The 21,089-nt window shown below is 62.2% G+C and carries 20 protein-coding genes; 13 read left to right on the top strand and 7 right to left on the bottom strand.

Annotated features, from left to right (window positions below; genetic code table 11):
- Nucleotides 1-60: 60 nt before the first annotated feature.
- The 13 genes from AB4Z53_RS24130 to AB4Z53_RS24070 all read left to right on the top strand — a co-directional run bounded on the left by AB4Z53_RS24130 (nucleotide 61) and on the right by AB4Z53_RS24070 (nucleotide 11,966).
- On the top strand, nucleotides 61-957 hold the full coding sequence (locus tag AB4Z53_RS24130; RefSeq protein WP_112948648.1) for a carbohydrate ABC transporter permease: 897 nt from the start codon (nucleotides 61-63) through the stop codon (nucleotides 955-957).
- On the top strand, nucleotides 957-1,823 hold the full coding sequence (locus AB4Z53_RS24125) for a carbohydrate ABC transporter permease (protein WP_291154503.1): 867 nt from the start codon (nucleotides 957-959) through the stop codon (nucleotides 1,821-1,823). The genes AB4Z53_RS24130 and AB4Z53_RS24125 overlap by 1 nt, the downstream gene beginning before the upstream one ends.
- Nucleotides 1,824-1,829: 6 nt before the next feature.
- Complete coding sequence (locus AB4Z53_RS24120; RefSeq protein ID WP_441597997.1) at nucleotides 1,830-2,927, top strand: ABC transporter ATP-binding protein; 1,098 nt, start codon at nucleotides 1,830-1,832, stop codon at nucleotides 2,925-2,927.
- A 1-nt stretch (nucleotide 2,928) separates the two neighbouring features.
- Entirely contained in the window at nucleotides 2,929-4,041 is a 1,113-nt protein-coding gene (locus AB4Z53_RS24115) for a mandelate racemase/muconate lactonizing enzyme family protein (protein ID WP_441597996.1), read from the top strand.
- 15 nt (nucleotides 4,042-4,056) lie between these two features.
- Entirely contained in the window at nucleotides 4,057-4,386 is a 330-nt protein-coding gene (locus AB4Z53_RS24110; RefSeq protein ID WP_441597995.1) for an L-rhamnose mutarotase, read from the top strand.
- Nucleotides 4,379-5,458, top strand: coding sequence for a Gfo/Idh/MocA family protein (locus AB4Z53_RS24105; protein WP_441597994.1), 1,080 nt, complete (start codon nucleotides 4,379-4,381; stop codon nucleotides 5,456-5,458). The genes AB4Z53_RS24110 and AB4Z53_RS24105 overlap by 8 nt, the downstream gene beginning before the upstream one ends.
- Nucleotide 5,459: 1 nt before the next feature.
- Complete coding sequence (locus AB4Z53_RS24100) at nucleotides 5,460-5,906, top strand: MaoC/PaaZ C-terminal domain-containing protein (protein WP_441597993.1); 447 nt, start codon at nucleotides 5,460-5,462, stop codon at nucleotides 5,904-5,906.
- A 10-nt stretch (nucleotides 5,907-5,916) separates the two neighbouring features.
- Nucleotides 5,917-6,651, top strand: coding sequence for an SDR family oxidoreductase (locus AB4Z53_RS24095; RefSeq protein ID WP_441597992.1), 735 nt, complete (start codon nucleotides 5,917-5,919; stop codon nucleotides 6,649-6,651).
- Between the two features lie 25 nt (nucleotides 6,652-6,676).
- On the top strand, nucleotides 6,677-7,522 hold the full coding sequence (locus tag AB4Z53_RS24090) for a fumarylacetoacetate hydrolase family protein (protein ID WP_441597991.1): 846 nt from the start codon (nucleotides 6,677-6,679) through the stop codon (nucleotides 7,520-7,522).
- A 21-nt stretch (nucleotides 7,523-7,543) separates the two neighbouring features.
- Entirely contained in the window at nucleotides 7,544-8,815 is a 1,272-nt protein-coding gene (locus AB4Z53_RS24085; RefSeq protein WP_441597990.1) for an L-fuconate dehydratase, read from the top strand.
- A 211-nt stretch (nucleotides 8,816-9,026) separates the two neighbouring features.
- Complete coding sequence (locus AB4Z53_RS24080; protein WP_113537425.1) at nucleotides 9,027-10,004, top strand: C4-dicarboxylate TRAP transporter substrate-binding protein; 978 nt, start codon at nucleotides 9,027-9,029, stop codon at nucleotides 10,002-10,004.
- Nucleotides 10,005-10,146: 142 nt separating this feature from the next.
- Nucleotides 10,147-10,656, top strand: a complete 510-nt coding sequence (locus AB4Z53_RS24075; protein ID WP_441597989.1) for a TRAP transporter small permease — start codon at nucleotides 10,147-10,149, stop codon at nucleotides 10,654-10,656.
- Nucleotides 10,653-11,966: a TRAP transporter large permease gene (locus AB4Z53_RS24070; RefSeq protein ID WP_441597988.1), complete on the top strand. Its 1,314-nt coding sequence runs from the start codon at nucleotides 10,653-10,655 to the stop codon at nucleotides 11,964-11,966. Before AB4Z53_RS24075 ends, AB4Z53_RS24070 begins: the two co-directional genes overlap by 4 nt.
- Nucleotides 11,967-12,228: 262 nt before the next feature.
- Here AB4Z53_RS24070 and AB4Z53_RS24065 read toward each other — a convergent pair whose 3' ends face one another.
- The 7 genes from AB4Z53_RS24065 to AB4Z53_RS24035 are packed head-to-tail and all read right to left on the bottom strand — an operon-like array spanning nucleotide 12,229 to nucleotide 21,063.
- Entirely contained in the window at nucleotides 12,229-13,200 is a 972-nt protein-coding gene (locus tag AB4Z53_RS24065; RefSeq protein WP_441597987.1) for an FAD:protein FMN transferase, read from the bottom strand.
- On the bottom strand, nucleotides 13,193-13,741 hold the full coding sequence (locus AB4Z53_RS24060) for a nitrous oxide reductase accessory protein NosL (RefSeq protein WP_441597986.1): 549 nt from the start codon (nucleotides 13,739-13,741) through the stop codon (nucleotides 13,193-13,195). The genes AB4Z53_RS24065 and AB4Z53_RS24060 overlap by 8 nt, the downstream gene beginning before the upstream one ends.
- Nucleotides 13,738-14,565 (bottom strand): ABC transporter permease, encoded by an 828-nt coding sequence (locus AB4Z53_RS24055; RefSeq protein ID WP_441597985.1) that lies wholly within the window; start codon nucleotides 14,563-14,565, stop codon nucleotides 13,738-13,740. The genes AB4Z53_RS24060 and AB4Z53_RS24055 overlap by 4 nt, the downstream gene beginning before the upstream one ends.
- Nucleotides 14,565-15,488, bottom strand: coding sequence for an ABC transporter ATP-binding protein (locus tag AB4Z53_RS24050; protein ID WP_441597984.1), 924 nt, complete (start codon nucleotides 15,486-15,488; stop codon nucleotides 14,565-14,567). The genes AB4Z53_RS24055 and AB4Z53_RS24050 overlap by 1 nt, the downstream gene beginning before the upstream one ends.
- Nucleotides 15,485-16,849: a nitrous oxide reductase family maturation protein NosD gene (locus AB4Z53_RS24045; protein WP_441598029.1), complete on the bottom strand. Its 1,365-nt coding sequence runs from the start codon at nucleotides 16,847-16,849 to the stop codon at nucleotides 15,485-15,487. The genes AB4Z53_RS24050 and AB4Z53_RS24045 overlap by 4 nt, the downstream gene beginning before the upstream one ends.
- Nucleotides 16,849-18,762, bottom strand: a complete 1,914-nt coding sequence (gene nosZ / locus AB4Z53_RS24040; protein ID WP_113537417.1) for a TAT-dependent nitrous-oxide reductase — start codon at nucleotides 18,760-18,762, stop codon at nucleotides 16,849-16,851. Before nosZ ends, AB4Z53_RS24045 begins: the two co-directional genes overlap by 1 nt.
- 24 nt (nucleotides 18,763-18,786) lie before the next feature.
- A complete protein-coding gene (locus tag AB4Z53_RS24035; RefSeq protein ID WP_441597983.1) occupies nucleotides 18,787-21,063 on the bottom strand; it encodes a 4Fe-4S binding protein in 2,277 nt (758 codons plus the stop codon).
- Nucleotides 21,064-21,089: the final 26 nt, after the last annotated feature.

The following is a 21,089-nucleotide window of genomic DNA, read 5'->3' as shown; positions in this document are numbered from 1 at the left end:
CGATGCCTTGAAGGCGCCGGCGCCGCCTCAGCCATTTCATGCAATCCTCAGGACTGCCCGATGAAGCTCAAGAAATTGTCAGCGCCGGCCCTGCTTCTGCTACCGGCCTTTGTCGTGCTCGCGGCGGTGATCGTCCTGCCGCTGCTCTTCTCCTTCTATTCGAGCTTCACGCCTTTCCGTTTGACCAAGCCGGAGACGCTGTGGGTCTTCGTCGGCCTGCGCAACTACGCGACCGTTCTCGGCAACACCGAGTTCTGGGTCGCCTTCGGCCGCACCGTGCTGCTGCTGACGGTGGCCTTGAACGCGGAGATGCTGCTCGGCCTCGGCCTGGCGCTGCTCGTCAACAAGGCGACCCATGGTCAGCGCCTGCTGCGCACCATGATGATGTTTCCGATGATGTTTTCGCCCGTGCTCGTCGGCTTCCAGTTCAAGTTCCTGTTCAACGACAATATCGGCTTCGTCAACAATGCGCTGCAGTCGCTGGGACTGACGGATCAGGCGATCCCGTGGCTGATCGACGGCAATCTGGCGCTCCTCTCGATCATCATCGCCGAAGTCTGGTCCTCGACCGCGGTCTTCGCCATCCTGATCCTCGCCGGTCTGCTTGCCATGCCGAAGGATCCGGTGGAGGCCGCCCATGTCGATGGTTGCACACCGTGGCAGACCTTCCGCTACGTCACTTGGCCCTATCTCATGCCGTTCGCATTCATCGCCATGACGATCCGTTCGCTGGACGTTGCGCGCGCCTATGACATCGTCAAGATCATGACCGATGGTGGCCCGGCCAAGCGCACCGAGTTGCTGTGGACGCTCGTCGGCCGCACGGCTTATGCCGATGCCCGCATGGGGCTCGCCAACGCCATGGCCTATGTCGCGATCCTCTTGTCGATTGTCTTCACCGTCTATTTCTTCCGCAAGCTCGCCGCAGCGCGCCAGCAGATCGGAGCCGAGTGGTAATGGATATCAACGCTTCGCACCGCTTGCGCCGCCGCCTGTTGAAGACGGCGCACCTGATCGGCCTGTTTCTGGCCATGCTCGTCATCTGCCTGCCCGGTCTCTGGATCGTGCTGTCTTCGCTGCGCCCGACCGTCGAGATCATGGCGAAACCGCCGGTCTGGATCCCCGAGAGCATTTCGCTCGATGCCTATCGCGCCATGTTTTCGGGCGCAGGTCAGGGCGGCGTTCCCGTCTGGGACTATTTCCGCAATTCGCTGATCATCTCGGTGACCTCGACGGTGATCGCGCTCGCGATCGGCATGGCCGGCGGCTACGCCTTTGCCCGCTATCGTTTCAAGGCGAAGTCGGCGATCTTCCTCGGCTTCATGCTGACACGGGCGGTGCCCGGCATCGCGCTCTCGCTGCCGCTGTTCATGCTCTACGCCCGCACCGGCATCATCGATACCCACTTCTCGCTGATCCTGACCTACGTTGCGCTCAACGTGCCCTTCACCATCTGGCTGATCGACGGCTTCTTTCGCCAGGTGCCGAAGGATCTCGCTGAAGCCGCCCAGATCGACGGCTGCACACCCTGGCAGGCCTTCTGGCAGGTGGAGTTTCCGCTTGCCGGTCCCGGCATCGCATCTGCCGGCATCTTTGCGTTCCTGACGTCCTGGAACGAATATGCGCTCGCCTCGCAGATCACCCGCTCGGTCAATTCCAAGACCCTGCCGGTCGGGCTTCTCGACTACACCGCCGAATTCACCATCGACTGGCGCGGCATGTGTGCGCTCGCCGTCGTGATGATCATCCCGGCGCTGACCCTTACCTTCATCATTCAGAAGCACCTCGTTTCGGGCCTCACCTTCGGCGCGGTGAAAGGATAATCGTTCATGGCTCCTGTAACCCTCAGGAAACTGGTCAAGCGCTACGGCGCGCTCGAGGTCGTCCACGGCATCGACCTCGAAGTGAAGGACCGCGAGTTCATCGCGCTCGTCGGCCCCTCGGGCTGCGGCAAGTCGACGACGCTGCGGATGATCGCCGGCCTCGAGGACGTCAGCGACGGCGCCATCGAAATCGGCGGAAAGAAGGTCAACGACCTGCCGCCGCGGGCGCGCAACATCTCCATGGTCTTCCAGTCCTATGCGCTCTATCCGCACATGACGGTCGCTGAAAACATGGGCTTTTCGCTGAAGATTGCAGGGCGCTCGGCAGACGAAATCAAGACGCGGGTCGACGAGGCCGCCGCCATCCTCGATCTCGGCCATCTCCTGGAGCGCCGCCCGTCGCAGCTTTCCGGCGGCCAGCGCCAGCGTGTTGCCATGGGACGGGCGATCGTGCGTCAGCCTGATGTCTTCCTGTTCGACGAGCCTCTGTCGAACCTCGACGCCAAGCTCAGGACGCAAGTCCGCACCGAGATCAAGAAGCTGCACGCCCGCATGCAGGCAACGATGATCTACGTCACCCACGACCAGGTCGAGGCGATGACGCTATCGGACCGCATCGTCATCATGCGCGACGGCTATATCGAGCAGGTGGGCACGCCCGAAGAAGTCTTCCAGCGCCCGGCCACCAAGTTTGTCGCCGGCTTCATCGGCTCGCCGCCGATGAACATGGACGAGGCGATCGTCGACAACGGTACGCTGGTCTTTGTAAGCGGCGCGCGGCTGCCGATCCCGCCGCGCTTTGCCAAGGCACTGCGCCCGGGCCAGAAGGTCACTTTCGGCCTCAGGCCCGACGACATCTATCCAAGCGGCCATGGCCTGCATGCCGGCGATCCGGCGGCTGTGCACGAGGTGGAACTGCCRGTGTCGATCACCGAACCGCTCGGCAACGAGACGCTCGTCTTCATCCAATTCAACGGTCGCGACTGGGTCTCGCGCATGCTCAACCCGCGCGCGCTTAGCCCAGGCGAGAAGGTGCGCATGAGCTTCGACCTCTCGCGCGCCCATCTCTTCGACATCGATACCGGCAAGGCTCTGGAAGGCTGACATGGCAAGAATCGAGAAAATTGAACTGCGCATGGTCGACCTGCCGCCGAAGGTGAAGCGGACCGATGCGATCCAGAGCTTCGTCAGCCAGGAAACCCCAATCGTCACCATCACCGACAGCGATGGCGCAACCGGCACCGGTTACAGCTACACGATCGGTACCGGCGGTTCGTCGGTGATGCGGCTTCTCTCCGATCACCTCGTGCCGATCCTGATTGGCGAAGATGCCGATTGCATCGAGGCGATCTGGCACAAGATGGAATTTGCGACCCACGCCACAACGATCGGCCCGATAACGGCGCTGGCACTGGCTGCTGTCGATACGGCCCTTTGGGACCTGCGCGCCAAGAAGCAGAAGCTGCCGCTCTGGAAGCTTGCCGGCGGCGCCAAGGAGAGCTGCCCACTCTATACGACCGAGGGCGGCTGGCTGCACATCGAGAAGGAAGCGCTGGTCGAAGATGCACTGGCCGCCAAGTCCAAGGGCTTTTCCGGTTCGAAGGTGAAGATCGGCAAGCCGCACGGTTCCGAGGACTACGATCGTCTGTCGGCGATGCGCAAGGCGCTCGGCGACGGCTTCGAGATCATGACCGACTGCAACCAGGGCTTCACCGTCGACGAGGCGATCCGCCGGGCATCGCGGCTGAAGGAACTCGATCTCGCCTGGATCGAGGAGCCACTGCCGGCCGATGATCTCGACGGCCATATCCGGCTGGCGCGCTCGACGCCAACGCCGATCGCGGTCGGTGAATCGATGTACTCAATCCGTCATTTTCGCGAATATATGCAGAAGGGCGCCTGCTCGATCGTCCAGGTCGACGTTGCCCGTATCGGCGGCATCACGCCGTGGCTGAAAGTCGCGCATGCGGCGGAAGCCTTCGACATTCCGGTCTGCCCGCATTTTCTGATGGAGTTGCATGTCAGCCTCGTCTGCGCGGTGCCGAACGGCAAATATGTCGAGTACATTCCGCAGCTCGACGACCTGACGACCGAGGGCATGGAGATCCGCAACGGTCGCGCATTGGCGCCGTCCGAGCCGGGCATCGGGATCTCATGGGACTGGGATGCCGTGCGCGCCCGCTCGATCGGTGAATTCACCCGCGAGTTTCGCGGCTAGGGCAGGGAGGTCATCATGCAACGGATGGGAATGGTGATCGGCCTCGAAGCCTCGAAGATCACCGAATACAAGGCACTGCATGCCGCCGTCTGGCCGGAGATCCTCGCGCTGATCTCGGAATGCAACGTCACCAACTATTCGATCTTCCTCAAGGAGCCGGAAAACCTCCTGTTCGGCTACTGGGAATATGTCGGCTCCGATTTCGAAGCGGACATGGCCAAGATGGCCGCCCATCCGAAGAACCAGGAATGGTGGTCGGTGTGCATGCCCTGCCAGAAGCCGCTTGAGACGCGAAAAGAAGGTGAGTGGTGGGCGATGATGGAAGAGGTTTTCCATCATGACTGAGCATTTCGATCCGGGCGCGCTCAGGCAGTGGTTGCCGAAACCGAGCAATCCGCAACCGATCGTTATCTTCGGCGCCGGCAGCATCGTCGGCGACGCGCATCTGCCAGCCTATCGCCAGGCCGGTTTCCCGGTTGCCGGGATTTATGACCCTGACCATTCCAAGGCGGCAGTCCTGGCAGGCAAATGGGCTATCCGCGCCTTCGACAACGAGGCGGACGCGCTTGCGGTCGCCGATGCGATCTTCGACCTCGCAACCCCGCCGGCTGCCCACGCAGCCATCCTCGCCAAGCTGCCGATTGGCGCAGCCGCGCTGATCCAGAAGCCGATGGGCTCGGATATTGCAGCTGCAACCGCCATTCTCCAGATCTGCCGCGCGCGCAAGCTCAAGGCAGCCGTCAACTTCCAGCTTCGCTTCGCGCCGATGATGCTGGCGCTGAAAGACGCGATCGCCAAGGGATACCTCGGCGAGGTCGTCGATTTCGACGCCTGGCTGGCACTCGCTACTCCTTGGGGCCTGTGGCCGTTCTTGAAAGGCCTGCCGCGCATCGAGATCGCCATGCACTCGATCCACTATCTGGATCTCGTGCGCGGCCTGCTCGGCAACCCCTTGGGCGTTCACGCCAAGACGATCGGCCATCCGAACCATGACGTCGCGCAGACGCGGACGGCGGCGATCCTCGACTATGGCGATCGCGTGCGCTGCGTGCTCTCGGTCAATCACGACCACGATTTCGGCCGTAAGTTCCAGGCCTGCGAGTTCCGCATTTCCGGCACGTCGGGTGCAGCCTATGTGAAGCTCGGCGTCAATCTCGACTATCCCAAGGGCGAGCCGGACGAGCTTTGGATCAAGCCGGCCGGTAGCAGCGAGTGGGTTTCCGTGCCGCTGGAAGGCGCTTGGTTCCCCGATGCATTCGTCAACCGCATGGCCAGTCTGCAGCGCTTCGCCATGGGCGAGGATCAGGAACTGATCGGCTCCGTGGAGGACGCCTGGCAGACGATGGCCCTGGTCGAGGCCGCCTATCAATCGAGTGCCGCGCCGGCAACGGCGATCGCGCCACTTCCGGGACGCTGAGATGTCAGAACAGATCATCCATTTCGAAGATTACGAGTTGGGGCATGAGCGCCTGACGACGGGCCGCACGATCACCGAGACCGACTTCGTCGTCCATGCCGGCCACACCGGCGACTTCTTTCCGCACCACATGGATGCAGAGTTTGCCAAGACCCTGCCGGGCGGCCAGCGGATCGCCCACGGCACCATGATCTTTTCGATCGGCGTCGGGCTCACGGCATCGCTGATCAATCCGGTTGCCTTTTCCTACGGCTATGATCGTCTGCGCTTCGTGCGCCCGGTCCATATCGGCGATAYGATCCGCACCCGCGTCACGATTTCCGCCAAGGAGGACGATCCGAAGCGGCCGAAGGCGGGGCGCGTCGTGGAACGATTAGAAGTTATCAACCAGCGTGGCGAGGTTGTTCTCGCCGCCGACCATATCCTGGTCGTCGAACGCAAAGCATGAGGGATCGAGAATGACAGCGGATCTTAAAGGCAAGGTCGTCCTGATTACGGCTGCCGCTCAAGGCATCGGCCGCGCTTCGGCTTTGGCCTTCGCAAAGGCCGGCGCGAAAGTTCATGCGACGGATATCAACGGGGATGCGCTTGCCGCGCTCGCCAAGGAAGCCGATGTCGAGACGCACCGGCTGGACGTGTTGGACACGCAAGCCGTCGAAGCCCTGGTCGCCAAGATCGGCGCCGTCGATGTGCTCTTCAACTGCGCCGGCTTCGTTCATGCAGGCTCGATCCTGGAGATGAAGGATTCCGATCTAGAATTCGCCCTCGACCTCAACGTCAAGGCGATGATCCGCACCATTCGTGCCGTGCTTCCGGCGATGCTACAGCGCAAGGACGGCGCTATCATCAACATGGCTTCCGTCGCCTCCAGCATCAAGGGCGTGCCGAACCGGTTTGCCTATGGCGTTACCAAGGCGGCGGTCATTGGTCTCACCAAGGCCGTTGCCGCCGACTATGTCTCTGAAGGTATTCGCTGCAACGCGATTTGCCCCGGCACGGTAGAAAGTCCGTCGCTGCAGGACCGCATGCGTGCCCAGGGCGACTATGAAACGGCACGGGCCGCCTTTATCGCCCGCCAGCCAATGGGACGTCTCGGCACCCCGGAAGAGATTGCCGACCTTGCCGTCCATCTCGCGGGCGCCACCTATACGACCGGCCAAGCCTATGCCATCGATGGCGGCTGGACCATCTGACAACAGACAAGCAGGAAGCAGAGATATGAAACTTCTTCGTTACGGCCTCCCGGGTCAGGAAAAGCCGGGCATCCTCGATGCGAACGGCACCTTGCGCGACCTTTCCGGCCACGTCGCCGATTTCTCAGGTGCGGCGCTCGACCCGGACAAACTCGCCGAACTCAAGGCGCTCGATCTCGCCGGCCTTCCGGCTGTCGACAGCAACCAGCGGCTCGGCCCTTGCGTGGCCGGCACCGGCAAGTTCATCTGCATCGGCCTCAACTATTCCGACCATGCTGCCGAGACCGGCGCCACGGTTCCCTCCGAACCGATCATCTTCATGAAGGCGACGTCGGCGATCGTCGGCCCGAATGACGACCTGATCATTCCGCGCGGCTCGGAGAAGACCGACTGGGAAGTGGAACTTGGCGTGGTCATCGGCCGCAAGGCGAAGTACGTCACCGAGGCCGAAGCCCTCGACTACGTTGCCGGCTATTGCACCGTGCACGACGTCTCCGAGCGTGCCTTCCAGATCGAGCGCCAGGGCCAGTGGACCAAGGGCAAGTCCTGCGACACCTTTGGCCCGACCGGTCCGTGGCTCGTGACCAAGGACGAGGTGCCGGATCCGCAGAACCTGCCGATGTGGCTGAAGGTCAATGGCGAGACCATGCAGAACGGTTCGTCGAAGACCATGGTCTATAGCGTCGCCTATCTCGTTTCGTACCTGTCGCAGTTCATGTCACTGCAGCCGGGCGACATCATTTCCACCGGCACGCCGCCGGGCGTCGGCATGGGCATGAAGCCGCCGCGTTATCTGAAAGCAGGCGACGTCGTCGAACTCGGCATCGAGGGCCTCGGCAGCCAGAAGCAGTCCGTTCGCGCGGACGATTGATACCTACCGACTGGAGTGACCATGACCCGCATCACTGACCTGCGCGTCTTCGACCTGCGCTTTCCGACCTCGCAGAGCCTCGACGGTTCCGATGCGATGAACCCGGACCCGGATTACTCCGCGGCCTATGTCATCCTCGATACCGACAAGGAAGGCGTTGCGGGCCATGGTCTCACCTTCACCATCGGCCGCGGCAACGACATTTGCTGCATGGCGATCAAGGCCATGCGGCATTTGATCGTCGGCCAGGATACATCAGACATTCTCGCGCACCCCGGCCGTTTCTGGCGGCACCTGACCAGCGACAGCCAGCTGCGCTGGATCGGCCCGGAGAAAGGCGCGATGCATCTGGCGACCGGCGCTGTCGTCAACGCCGTTTGGGACCTGCTCGCCAAGGAAGCGGGCAAGCCCGTGTGGCGGCTTGTCGCCGACATGTCGCCGGAAGAGATCGCCGATATCGTCGACTATCGCTACATGACCGACGTTTTGACGCGTGACGAAGCGGTCGCCATCCTCAGCAAGGCCGAACCCGGCAAGGCGCAGCGCATCGCGACACTCGAGAAGGAAGGTTATGCTTGCTACACGACGTCGGCGGGCTGGCTCGGCTACGACGACGACAAGCTCCGGCGTCTCGCCCAGGAGGCGATCGACGAAGGCTTCAACCATATCAAGATGAAGGTCGGCCGAGACCTTGCCGACGACATCCGGCGACTGACGATCGCCCGCGAGGTAATCGGGCCGGACCGCTACCTGATGATCGACGCCAACCAGGTCTGGGAGGTCGGCGAGGCGATCGACTGGGTCAAGCAGCTCGCCTTTGCCAAGCCGTTTTTCATCGAGGAGCCGACGAGCCCCGACGATGTTGCCGGTCACCGCAAGATCCGCGAGGCGATCGGGCCGGTGAAGGTCGCAACCGGTGAGATGTGCCAGAACCGCATCATGTTCAAGCAGTTCATCGCCGAAGGCGCGATCGACATCGTCCAGATCGACTCGTGCCGCATGGGGGGACTGAACGAGGTGCTGGCGGTACTACTCGTCGCCGCCAAGTACGGACTGCCTGTCTGGCCGCATGCCGGCGGCGTCGGCCTTTGCGAATACGTGCAGCACCTGTCGATGATCGACTACGTCGCCGTCTCCGGCACGAAGGAGGGGCGTGTCATCGAATATGTCGACCATCTGCACGAGCACTTCGTCGATCCCTGCGTGATTGAAAACGCGGCCTATATGCCGCCGCAACGGCCGGGCTTCTCCATCGAGATGAAGCCGCAATCGATCGCGGAATACACATTCTGAGGGTGACCGAAGAATTCATATAAAAATATATCATTCAAAGTTCTGAGGCCGGAGCGATGGTCCATCGCTCCGGCTTTTTGCATTCGTCCCGGAAAGCGGCGAAGACGTGGGTGAGAGCGTATCCTTTCACTCTTGACGCAAAAGTTCATTCATGAATAGATCATTCATCCGTTGTGCGTTCCGGAGGGGAGTCCGGAAAGAGGAGGAACTGATGAAGACCTTGATCGTCGCAGCCGCTCTGGCTGCCCTTTCCTGTTGCGGCATTGCCAATGCGCAGGAGTACAGCCTGCGGTTCTCGACCTCGCAGGTGAACCCCAACGAGCCCATCGTCAAAGCGATGAAGACCTATGCCGAACGTGTCGGCGAACGCTCCGGCGGCCGCATCGCAATCACGGTCATGACCGGCGACCAGCTCGGCGCGCAGAAGAAGGTCAACGAGATGGTCATGAGCGGCGCAAGTCTGCTCAGCGCCACGGACTATGGCCAGCTCGGCCAGTTCGTTCCGGACCTGTCGATCCTGGCCGGACCCTATGTCTATCCGGATCTCGCCGCGACCGACCGTCTCTTCGCCTCGGATCTCTACAAGGAGTTGTCCGGCAAGCTGGAAGCGCAGGGCATCAAGATCATCATGCCGAATGGCCTCTTCGGCTATCGCCATATCATCGCCAACAAGCCGGTGCGCTCACCGGCCGACCTTGCCGGCGTCACCATTCGCGTGCCGTCCTCGCCGATCATGATGGCCACCTTCGGCAACTATGGTGCCCGCCCGACGGAACTGCCCTGGGGCGACGTCTACAACGCCCTGCAGACCGGTGTCGTCGACGCGGCCGAAGGTCCCTTCGGCTCGATCGCCGGGGCGAAGCTGAACGAAACCCGCAAGGTGATTTCGAAGACCGGTCACCAGATCATGTTCACGGCCTGGGTGGCTTCCAGTCAGTTTTTCAACGGCCTGCCAGAAGACCTGCAAAAGATCCTGCTCGAAGAGGGGCAGACGATCGCCAAGGAACTGACTGAGATGACGCTCGAGACCGATGATGCCTACGCCAAGCAGCTCGCTGCCTCCGGCGTCGAAATCGTCACCGACATCGACGTTCCGGCCTTCATCGAAGCCTCGCGCGCGGCCTACGAGAAGGTGCCGAACATCACGCCCGGGATGTACGATCAGGTGCAGAAGGCAATGGCCGAGTAATGCTGGGCCGGGCGTGGCTCGAACGGCCACGCCCGGACATTCTTTCGCGCGTCGCGGCGCGATGACGCCAGGCCGCGCGGGCATGTCCGCCCGTTCAGTGCCGCCGCTAATCCCATTCCGCCCCTAGGACTTCGAGGCAACCATGGAAACGTCACCACCGGAGGAAGCAATTCCTCTGCTCAGCCTGCGTCGCGCCGATGAGGCGATCGGCGTTGCGGCGCTGCTCGTCATCGTCTTTTCGATACTTTGGGGCGTGATCAGCCGGTACATCTTCCCGCAGCCTGCCGCCTGGACATACGAACTGGCGATCATGGCCTTCGCCTATCTCGTCTTCTTCGGCGCAGTCGCCGGTGTCCGCCTCGGTACACATGCCGCCATCGACGTTCTCGTCGCAGCCTTCCCCGAGGGCTGGCAGAAGGCTGTCGCCTGGTTCAACTATCTTCTGCTGGCGCTTTTCTTCATCGCCATGACGGTGCTCTTTGCATGGCAGGCCTGGACCTCGCGGCATGTGCACACGATCGCGCTCGACCTGTCGCGCAGTCTTTCCTACGGGCCGCTCGCACTCGCCTCGGCCGGCATGTTGATCCAGCACCTCATTACCGAAAGACCCTGGACCGCCCGCCTGCATCGCAATGTGGAATCGCTGATATGACCTTCTTCCATCTGGCTGGCCCCTCGCTCCTGGTCGCCGTTCTCTTCCTGCTGTCGACCCCGATCACCTGGGCCATGGCGATCGGAGCGCTCGCCTTCTTCGTCATCAACATGGACATGATCCCGCTGGCGAACTTCGCCCAGGAAATGGCGGAGGGCAGCCAATCCGTCTCGTTGCTGGCGCTGCCGCTGTTCGTGCTTGCCGGCTGCATCATGAACGCATCGGGGATCACCCGGCGCCTGCTGGCGCTCGCAGACGTGATGGTCGGCCACATGACCGGGGCGCTGGCGCAGATGTGCACCGTGCTCGGCACCTTGCTCGGCGGCCTGACCGCGTCGGCAAACGCCGATGCTGCGATGTTGGCGAAGACCCTTGGCGTCGAAATGGCGGAGCGAGGCTATAGCCGCGCCTTTGCGGCGGTCATCACGTCCTCGGCCTCCATCATCACCAGCCTCATCCCGCCTTCGATCGGTCTCATCGTCTATGGTTTCCTTGCGGAAACCTCCATCGGTCGGCTCTTCGCAGCCGGTGTCGTGCCGGGCCTGATCCTCGCAGCCGGACTGATGATCACCACCTATTTCATCGCCCGCAAACGTGGCTACAAGCCGCTTCGCAAGGAGCGCGCGACGCGGGCGGAGGGCACCCGGGCGCTGATCGACGGGCTTTGGGCATTGTCGATCCCGGTCGTGATCTTCGCGGGCACGCGCTACGGCATCTTCACCACCACCGAAGCCGGCGCCGTGGTGGTCGTCTATGTGCTTTTCGTCGCCGTCTTCGGCTACCGTGAATTTACGCTCCGGCAGATCCCGGAAGTGCTTGCCGAGTCGGTGCGCGATTCCTCCGTCGTGATGATCATGATCTGCGCGGCCGCGGCCTTCGGCTTCTATCTCGCCTGGGAACAGGTGCCGCAAGCCATGTCCGGCTGGCTGGGCGGCGCAACCGACAATCCGCTGCTCATGCTGCTCCTGATCAACGTTCTGCTGATTGTCATCGGAACGGCGATCGAAGGATCGGCTGCGCTCATCATCCTGACACCGATGCTGATCCCGATCATCGACGGTGTCGGCATCGATCGCGTGCATTTCGGGGTCGTCTTCATCACCAACCTGACGATCGCCGGCATCACACCGCCGGTCGGTGGGTTGATGTACATCTCGTCGATGGTGCTGAAAGTGCCGATGATGGCCTATGCGCGCGAGGTGCTGCCTTATCTCGCGATGATGATGGTTCTGCTGGTCATGCTCAGCATGTTCCCGCAGCTGTCGCTATGGCTTCCGAACCTCGTCTACGGAACGACGGCCGTGCAGTAGCGTACGCTCAGAAGGCCCTCCGCGCCGACGGAGGGCCTTACGGGGTTCGGAGACGTTCGACCGGCTCCGTTACCCTGGGTCCGTGGCAAACCGCTTCGACACGTCCGGGCGATCAAGGGCAAGGAACGCAGTCGGGACGCCAGGGGCCGCCGCCGTGTGAGGCCGTTCAATCGGTCGTTCGTTCGTTTTCAAAAACGCGGACGCCCGCCCATCAAGCGGGCTCCGGCGCGATCTGTCCGTCCATCCAGCCGATCGGGCCGTATCATCGGTTTTTGAGATGCACCTCGACTGAGGTCTGCTGCTTTGCCAGCGTATCGATTTCTTCGGGCGCCATCAGCGAAAACGCCGTTGAAAGGGCATCAGCCGTCGAAGCCTCCGGTGCAACGACCGAAACGCGAGAATACCGCTGTGCGGTGGTGCCGCTCCGCGGGTCGAGGATGTGACTGAACCGGCCATCGGCGTCGAACTGGAACCCCTGTCCGGACGAGGTAGCGACCGCGCGGTCGGTGACATCCAGGGTCGCATCGACCTCATCCGCATCCTCAAAGTCGGCAAGTCCGATCCGCCAGGGCTGCCCGTTGGCGCGTGCGCCGATGGCACGGTTCTCGCCCATGTCGACGAGACTGCTGGTGATGCCGGCCTCACGCAAGAGCACGACGACGCGATCTGTCACGTAGCCCTGGGCGATGCCGTTGAGCGTCAGTGCCATGCCGCGGCGAGAGAAAGCGATGCGATTGCGGTCGACCCGTACCTGCGCGAAATCGGCAAGGGCCAGCGCCTCGCGCACCTTGTCCTGATGAGGCCCGGCAGGGTCGGCTTCGGGTCTTGCGAAGTGTCGCGCATAGAGCGCCCAGAGGGGCTGTATAGCGGGCTCGAACCGGCCGCCGGTAAGGGCGTGAAAACGGCCCGATATCTCCAGGAGTTCGACAAGCTCGGTTGGCGGGTTTGCAAGAGCGCCGAGCCGATTCAGTTGGCTGAGTGCCGAATCCTCGCGATAGAGGCTGAAGATATCCTCGAGGCGGCGAACCTCTGCTACCACTCTGGTGATCAATGCCATTGCTTGCGCGCCGTCTTCATGGTTGAGGACAAGCGTCGCCGGCGCGCCTAGAGCTTGACCGTGCCAGACGACAGGTTCGACCGGTACCGCCGCCCGGCCCGTTCCTCGCAGCAGCGGCAACCCGGCGAAAGCCGCCATGATCGTGATGAAGCGCCGGCGGCTGACAGGTTTATCCATGATCGTGTCCTCCCGGTATTTCGGCCTCATCGGCGTTTCCTTCGCCCGCGCCCAGGATGTAGCTTTCGGGAAGATCGGCGAAATGCACGATGCGGCCACCGTTCTTGGCAATGAAGGCCTGGGCAGCCTCCTGCGAGGAGAAGGGCACGGCTTCTTCCGCGCCCATCCCGCCTCTAAGCCGGCTGTCGATGACGAAAACTGCCTTGCGCGCGTCGATCCAGTTATCGGCGCCGGGTTTCTCCCAGCTCGGCGCCTTGCCCATGTCGGATACGTAGATGGCAGCGATTTCCTTCGGCTCGTCCGGCAGCATGGTGAAGGCGACGGTGTCGCGGGCCGACGAAAACCAGATGGCTTCCGGTATCTTCTCAAGGATGATCTGGCCCTTGGGGCCGGCGTGTTCCAGAACATTCATGCCGCAATAGCGGCCCATGGCATCCTGGGTGAGGGCATAGGGCGCAGGCATTTCTGCCTGTTCCTTGTTTTCGCAGGCAGCAAGCACCAGCGAAGCTGCGACGATGAGGGCAAAGCGGACGGGTTTCAAATGTCCCTCCTGGAGAAAAGCAGGGTGGCAAGAGCGAGCGGTGCGGCTGTCCAGACGCAGAGTGCTGTAAGCAGGACCTCGCCCGTGAGGATCGAATTCTTGGCAACACCGCCCATGCCCGAGAGCGCAGCAGCGCCGCCGCTGCCGAGATTGAGAAGACGGTAGGCATCGGTGGGGTTGGCGAGAAGCAGGAAATCGAGCAGCCCGTCCGGCAGTGAACGGCCCTGTGCCGCCACGAGCCCGCCGAGGAGAGCCATGTCGTAGATCAGCACGAAGAACAGCCACAGGCCGATGGCAATGCCGCCCGCAGTGCTGCGCTCACCGGCACTTGCACTGATAAAATATCCGATTGCCACGAAGACCGCGCCCAGCAGGACGGAAGATCCTGTCATGGAAACGAAAGCCAGCCAGCTTTGCGCGTCCGTTGCACCGCCCATCAAGGCGAGTGCGATGGCGGCTGCGCCATAGCCGCAAATGGTCGCAAAGCACAGGATGGCGATGTGGCCGAGGAACTTGCCGAACACGATCTGGCCCCGCCCGATGGGGTAGCCGAGCAGCAGCAGCATGGTGCCGCGTTCCACCTCGCCAACGATGGCATCGTGAGAGATCAGAAGCGCGATCAGTGGCACCAGAAAGATCGTCAGGCTGGAAAGGCTGACGATCACCACGTCGAGGCGGCTCGCCCCGACATTGCCGGTGGGCGCGCTTCCGAGAAACGTCAGCGTCAGCGCGAGTGCGGCGAGGACCAATGTCGTGGCAAGGACCCAGCGATTGCGCATGCCTTCGCGAACTTCCTTGGCTGCGATAATCAGGATGTTGCGCATCACGCCGCCTCCTGGCTGTTCAGGAAATGAGCGTAGAGATCGTCGAGTGTCGGCTCTATCATCGTCAGCGTATCGATACCGGAGGCGGCATCGCTGAGGCGATGCAACAGTGGAAGTCTTTCGGCATGCGCCACCTCGGTTTCCAGGCTGCCGTCGCCTGCTTCTGTCCAGCGGACGCCGGTCTTTTCGAGAAGATCGGGTCTTTGGCCGGAGTCCGATCGCACCCGGATCCGGGACGGGAGGCTCGCGATCCGCCTGAGGTCGTCGATGGTGCCATCTGCGATCTGCGAGCCGCGATTGACGATGATCACGCGCCCTGCGCGATCCTCGAGCTCCCCAAGCGCATGCGAGGACAAAAGGATCGTTGTTCCGCCGGCACGCAGTTCATCGATGAGGGCGTAGAAGTTGCGCCGCAGCGCCGGATCGAGACCGCTCGTCGGCTCGTCAAGAAACAGCACCTTTGGTGCGCCGAGCAGCGCCTGCGCCAGGCCGAGCCTTTGCCGCATGCCCTTGGAATAGGTGCGGATGGGACGGTCCGCGGCGCTGGCCGCAAGCCCGACGCGCTCGAAGAGTTCGTCCGCGGACCTCACGTCCACCCGCTTCAGGCGCGCGTAGAAGGACAGGGTTTCGCGTCCCGTCAGTGCCATATGAAAAGACACGCTCTCGGGCAGGTAGCCAAGCGCCCGACGGACGCCGAAATCGCCGTTTGCCGGATCTTCGCCGAGGACGCGAACCTCGCCGGATGTCGGGCGGATAAGCCCGAGCAGCAGCTTGATCAGCGTCGTCTTGCCGGCACCATTGTGGCCGACCAGCGCAACGGTCTCGCCTTCGTCGAGGGTGAAGGAAAGCTCCCGCAGGGCATCCACCTTGCCGCCGTATCTTTTTGAAACCCCTTTGACGCTAACGGTCGAGGTCATGGTCATTGTTCCTTTCGTGCCGGCATCGCCATCAGCGGGTGGCTGTCGGTGACGCCGCCGGGCAGAAGTGCTGGAAACCGGGCCTGGGCCCAGCGCACGACCTGAACGGCGGGGCTGCTGGTCAGCACGCGCGCCTGCGGTGCCGTCCAGAGCACMCGATCGATCAGATCGTTGGGGCGATAGGCGTTGTCGGAGATGCCGTCGCCGTCGAGATCGAAGGCCGGATTGTCGCTCCAGTAGTTGCCGCGCCCATCCTCGGACCAGTCGAGATAGCGGGCGCCGACATATTTCACCTGGTTGCGATTGCCGACGAAAGCGTTGCCGCTCAGCTTGTTGCTTTCAGAACCTGCGGTGAAATGGATGCCGATCGCACAGCCCTCGAACAAGTTGTCGCGCAGGCGGTTCTTGTTGGCATTGTAGATGAAGACGCATTTGTCCGGACCGGGGCGCATCCCCGTTTTGTCTTCGGCGGCGCTGTCATCGGCTGTCGGAATGCCGTGCTCCTGGGAGCGGACGCCGCGCTCGGCCCAGCGCGAGACCGGCTGCAGACGTCCTTTGACGATATTGCCGGTGATGGTTGAGCCGTTAGCGTAATTCAAAAGCAGACCGTGATCGCGATCGCCGTCGGAGATGTTGCCGGTGATCTTCAGCCGGCTCGAGAACATGATGGCATAGCCGACCGAGTTGCCGGTGGAGATGTTGTCGCTGATCTCGCTGTCGTTCGTGTACATGTAATGGATCGCGAAACGCAGATTGCTGAAGCGGTTGCCGCTGAAGACGTTGCGTTTGCTTGCGTTGGTCGCGATGCCGTCGCGCCCTAAACTGATGTCGTTTCCGGTTACCCGTGCGCCGGGTGCATTCCAGAGCGTGACGCCATTGCCGGTTTCGCTCAGCCGGCCTTCCCCTGTGCCGATGATGACGTTGTCGCGGGCAATAGAGTTCTCCGCGCCATGCAGATAGATGCCGTAAAGATTGCCTTCGATCCGGCTCTTTTCGACGATCGCCCGCTTGGCGCTTTGGGCGACGAAGACGCCCGAATTCATGTCTTCGAGCGAGCTTCCCGATCCTGAAACGGTAATGCCGCTGAAGACCACGTCTTCGGCGGTGATGGTGACGACGCTGCCCTTGCCGTTTCCCTTGATCGAGGCGCCCGGTTCGCCGCGCAGCGTGAGTGGCACGCCGATCGTGACCGGGCCGAAGAACTCTCCCTTCTCCAGCACCAGTTCATCGCCCGGCTTGGCAGTATCGACGGCTTGCTGGAGGGACGATACGGCAGCAGGCGCGAGGCGGATCGTTTCCGCCCCCGCCGTTGCCGGGATGGCGGCGACTGCCGCCATCCCGAGCAATGTCGCCTTGTGGAGACGCATCATGCCTTCTTCGGCTCCACGAACATCCGGCCCTTCATCTCCATGTGCATGGCATGGCAGAACCAGGAGCAATAGTACCACCACACGCCGGGCTTATCGGCGGTGAAGGTCACGGAAGCCGTCGCCTGCGGCGCAACTTCCATGTTGATGCCGTAGTTGATGATCGAGAAGCCGTGCGTGAGATCTTCCACCTCGTCGATGTTGGTGATGTAGACGGTCACCTCATCGCCCTGCTTGACCGAGAAGCTCTCCAATCCGAAGGCGGGCGCGGCCGACGTCATGTAGACGCGGACCTTGTTGCCGTCGCGGATCACTTCGGAATCGATCAGAAGGTCGATGTTGTCAGCCTTTGCCTGGGCGACCGCATCGGCAAAGAAGCTGTCGTCGCGGCTCCAGATGCTGACCGGGTTGATCTTCGAGTTGTGAACGATCGTCGCGTCATGCGGCTCGGCAAACGTCGGGTTGTCGTGAACCAGCACCATCTCGTCGCCGGAGATGTCGATCAACTGATCGTTCTCGGGCTTCAGCGGGCCTACATTGAGGTAGCGGTCCTTTGAGAACTTGTTCAGCGAAATCAGCCACTTGCCATCAGCATCCTTGGTCTGGCCCATGGATGTGTGGTTGTGACCGGGCTGATACTGCACATCGAGCTTCTGCCGGATCGGGTTGACCTTTTCGCCCTTGTAGGCGCGCCGCGCATCCTCAAGGTTCCACTTGCAGATCTGGCTGTCGATGAAGAGCGTCGTGTAGCAATTGCCCCGACCGTCATAGGCGGTATGCAACGGCCCAAGCCCGAGTTCGGGCTCGGCAACAACCGTGTCACGCGGCTTGATCTTATCGTCGAAAAGGTCGTCGAACAGGCGCACGTCCATGACGGTGACGGTCGGGGACAGCTTGCCGTTTGCGACGATGTGAATGCCATCCGGCGCCGTGTTCATGCCGTGCGGGCCGTTGGAAACCGGGATGTAGCGGGTGTAGGGCGAACCCTTGCGGCCGTCGACGACCGGGACGCCGCCCATTTCCTTGAAGTCGCCTTTCGCGACCGCTTCCTCGATACGCTTGAGGTTGAAGACGACGATCCAGTCCTGGTCCTTCGCCATCATCTCCGCGAGGTTCACGCCTTCTTCGGAGTTATAGCAGGTGGCAAAGGCATATTTGCCCTGGTAGTCGGCGTCGACGTTATCGAGATTGCCGTCGACCATGACCTGCCACGCGACTTTCATCGTGTCGCCGTCGATCGCCGAGAAGATCGCGTGATACTGCTTATGGTCGTCGAGAACCGAGCCGTCGTTCGGGATCGGCACGCGATCTTCGCCATTGGCAAAGACGTAGCCGGTGCGGGGGTACTTCTGTACGCGCAGGCCGTGAACCGTGTGCTGGTTCGGCAGCTGGATGATCTTGTCGCACCTCATCACGTCGAGGCGGATGCGGCAGACACGCGTGTTGGCCTTGTCGTTCGCGAAGAGGTAACGCCCGTCATAGGTGCCTTCGGTGAAGGACGGGTGCGGGTGGTGCAGGTCGCCGTTGAGATAGATGCCGCCCTTGTCCTTCAGATATTCCTTGGTCTCGGGCAGAAGCCCCTCGGTCAGGATCTTGCGGCTCTCGTTCGTCTGGCCCCAGCCGGTGGCGCTGTCGCGGTTGAAGACCGGAATTCGCATCAACTCGCGCATGGACGGCAGGCCGAGGATGCGGACCTCGCCGCTGTGGCCGCCGGAGAAGAACACATAATATTCGTCGAGTTCGCCGGGCTTCACTTCAATGGACTGGCCACCGGCAGCAAGTGCCGGGGCCGCCGTGACGGTGGAAATGGTAACCGCGCCGCCGACCGCGGCGGCACCCGCAACGGCCGCTGCGGCTGTCGAGCCGAGCAGCTGGCGCCTGCTGAGGGCGGTTGGGATGGTGGGATCTGACATGTCTATGCTCCTTTGATGATGGCTTCAGGCGGTCTCGCCTGTGGCCTCTTCCTTGCCGCCGATCGGCTTGCCCTTGTGGGTAACCACGGTTTTTGTGGACGCCTGTCCCCTCGATGCCGGGGTGGAAAGCGCCATGAATTTCTCTCGCTTCAACCGCACCTGGATCATGTGCGGGCAGCGTTGGTCGTCCTGGTAGAGTTCCTGGCAGTGCATGCAGTAGATGCACTCGTTGACGTTGATCTGCCCTTCCGGATGGATCGACTGCACCGGGCATTCCTTGGCGCAGCGCTGGCAGGGCGAGCCGCATTCGGGCCAGCGCTTCAGCCATTCGAACATGCGGATGCGGCCAGGAATGGCGAGTGCGGCGCCGAGCGGGCAGAGATAGCGGCAGTAAAACCGTTCGATGAAGAGGCCCGCAGCCAGCAGCGTCAAAGCAAAGAGGACGAAGGGCCATTCGCGCGCGAATTTCAGGATGATCGCCGTCTTGAAGGGCTCGATCTCGGCAAAGGTCTCCGCCAGTGCAACCGAATAAAGTGACAGGCCGAACAAGCCGAGGAAGATGATGTACTTCACCGGCCAGAGGCGCTCATGCAGGCCCCAGGGCAGCTTGATCTGCGGCACCTTCAGCCATTTGGCGATGCCGTTCGTAAGCTCCTGCAAGGCGCCAAATGGGCAGAGCCAGCCGCAGAACGGGCCGCGTCCCCAAAAGAGCAGTGCCGCCGCCACCGCTGCCCACAGAATGAAGATCAGCGGTGCGGAGAGGAAAAATTCCCAGTGAAAGCCGGTGATCAGCGAATTCACGAAGGTGAGGACATTGACCACCGAAAGTTGCGCATTGGCGTACCAGCCCAGCCAAACCAGGGCGAAGAGCAGGTAGCCACGTCGTACCCAGCCGAACAGTTTCGGTCGGCTCACCAGCCAGTTCTGGAAGAAGAAGATTGCGGTCAGAACCAGCAGTCCAGCGAAGGTGATGACGATGGAGAGACGGCTCATTTCCCAGATGCTGACCCAGAGTGGCACCTGTTCATCATCAAGCGGACCGGGCTCCGCTGCGGCTTGCGCAGGGGCTGTGAGCGCGGGCTGAACCACCGCTGGAGCGGGCGCCGCCTCGACGATCATGTAGCGCTCGGGCAGCGTGTATCCGAGATCGTAGGGCAGGGTGGCCTTGTCGCGCACACCGGTGCTGCGCTGGACCAGAAGTTGCAGTTCCCATGGCTCGGTGACGTCGAAGGCGAAGCTGTCAGGGATGATGTAGAGAGCGATTTCGCGCAAGCGAGGCGCGCCATCGGCGGCGATCTGCGTCAGCCGCGTGTGGTCGCGGTCGCGAAACCGCAAACCTTGCCCGTCCTGCAGCAGTTCGATGCGGTCGAAGATGCCGCCGCGCACATAGCCCGATCCCTTGAACGAATAGGCACCGTCGCCAGCGACCAGAATGGCGGACTGGCTCGGTTTCAGTCGCTTGGCGAGCCGCGCATAGCCTTCTTCGCCAAGCAGGCTTTTGCCGATGGATGGCACGCTGACCGGTGCGAGATAGAGATCGATGAAGCGGTCCTTGGGCTCGGCTGTTTCCGGCTTTTCGGCTGCGTCCTCGTGTCCGGCCCTGCGGAATGCCTCCGACACTTCGCCGACGTCGAGCCGAAGACTGCGGATCGAACCGTCACCGAGAAGGGTTTGCCAGTCTTGGGCCTCCTGTTTCGCAGCATCGAGCTTTCTGACCGGAGCAGTGCTGGCGATTGCAGTTGTTGCCTTGTCCCCGAGCCGGCCGCTCCGCACCAGCTTCACGGCAGAGCGCACAACGCTATCGCCCATCACAAGAACGGTAACGGTCGCGCCGCTGACGATGTCGACTTGAGGGGGACGTTCTGCGCCCGAGGCGACGCGGGAAAGATCACGGCCAATGATCGAGTTCAGCGCCTGGACGACGCGCGCTTCCGGTATGCCGATCAGGACGATCGGCTCCTTGTGGTCGACGAGCTTCAGCCCCCGCACCACGCCGGTCTTGTCAATCCCGACGACGATATGGATGGGCTTGCCTGAGTAACCGGTCGAGTTGGTGAAGTCGGAGTTGAGATAGGCGTAGCCGGCTATGTCAGCGCCCTTGTAGACGGGCACGATAGCCGGTTCGCCCAGGGGCTCACCGAAACGGTCGGCGCCGGCAAAAAGCTCCGTCGGCTGAACCTTGGCGAGGTATCCCGAGAGGCTACCGGCGGCAGAAACCTGGCCGGCTGCGGCAAGGACCGCGACGAAAAATAGGAGAAAAACGGCCAGACCGTGTTTTCGGATGGGGACGTTCTTCAGCATTCGCATTCCATCTGGCGCAGCGGCCG

This window comes from Ensifer sp. 2TAB8 (assembly GCF_052115125.1).
Lineage (GTDB): Bacteria > Pseudomonadota > Alphaproteobacteria > Rhizobiales > Rhizobiaceae > Ensifer.
The sequence above is the reverse complement of the archived record's forward strand: the minus strand, read 5'-3'. Positions and strand labels throughout refer to the sequence as shown.

Coding starts and splice junctions, on each gene's coding strand:
- AB4Z53_RS24130 (WP_112948648.1), top strand. CDS start 61: ATGAAGCTCAAGAAATTGTCAGCGCCGGCCCTGCTTCTGCTACCGGCC.
- AB4Z53_RS24125 (WP_291154503.1), top strand. CDS start 957: ATGGATATCAACGCTTCGCACCGCTTGCGCCGCCGCCTGTTGAAGACG.
- AB4Z53_RS24115 (WP_441597996.1), top strand. CDS start 2,929: ATGGCAAGAATCGAGAAAATTGAACTGCGCATGGTCGACCTGCCGCCG.
- AB4Z53_RS24110 (WP_441597995.1), top strand. CDS start 4,057: ATGCAACGGATGGGAATGGTGATCGGCCTCGAAGCCTCGAAGATCACC.
- AB4Z53_RS24105 (WP_441597994.1), top strand. CDS start 4,379: ATGACTGAGCATTTCGATCCGGGCGCGCTCAGGCAGTGGTTGCCGAAA.
- AB4Z53_RS24095 (WP_441597992.1), top strand. CDS start 5,917: ATGACAGCGGATCTTAAAGGCAAGGTCGTCCTGATTACGGCTGCCGCT.
- AB4Z53_RS24090 (WP_441597991.1), top strand. CDS start 6,677: ATGAAACTTCTTCGTTACGGCCTCCCGGGTCAGGAAAAGCCGGGCATC.
- AB4Z53_RS24085 (WP_441597990.1), top strand. CDS start 7,544: ATGACCCGCATCACTGACCTGCGCGTCTTCGACCTGCGCTTTCCGACC.
- AB4Z53_RS24080 (WP_113537425.1), top strand. CDS start 9,027: ATGAAGACCTTGATCGTCGCAGCCGCTCTGGCTGCCCTTTCCTGTTGC.
- AB4Z53_RS24075 (WP_441597989.1), top strand. CDS start 10,147: ATGGAAACGTCACCACCGGAGGAAGCAATTCCTCTGCTCAGCCTGCGT.
- AB4Z53_RS24070 (WP_441597988.1), top strand. CDS start 10,653: ATGACCTTCTTCCATCTGGCTGGCCCCTCGCTCCTGGTCGCCGTTCTC.
- AB4Z53_RS24065 (WP_441597987.1), bottom strand. CDS start 13,200: ATGGATAAACCTGTCAGCCGCCGGCGCTTCATCACGATCATGGCGGCT.
- AB4Z53_RS24055 (WP_441597985.1), bottom strand. CDS start 14,565: ATGCGCAACATCCTGATTATCGCAGCCAAGGAAGTTCGCGAAGGCATG.
- AB4Z53_RS24050 (WP_441597984.1), bottom strand. CDS start 15,488: ATGACCATGACCTCGACCGTTAGCGTCAAAGGGGTTTCAAAAAGATAC.
- nosZ (WP_113537417.1), bottom strand. CDS start 18,762: ATGTCAGATCCCACCATCCCAACCGCCCTCAGCAGGCGCCAGCTGCTC.
- AB4Z53_RS24035 (WP_441597983.1), bottom strand. CDS start 21,063: ATGCTGAAGAACGTCCCCATCCGAAAACACGGTCTGGCCGTTTTTCTC.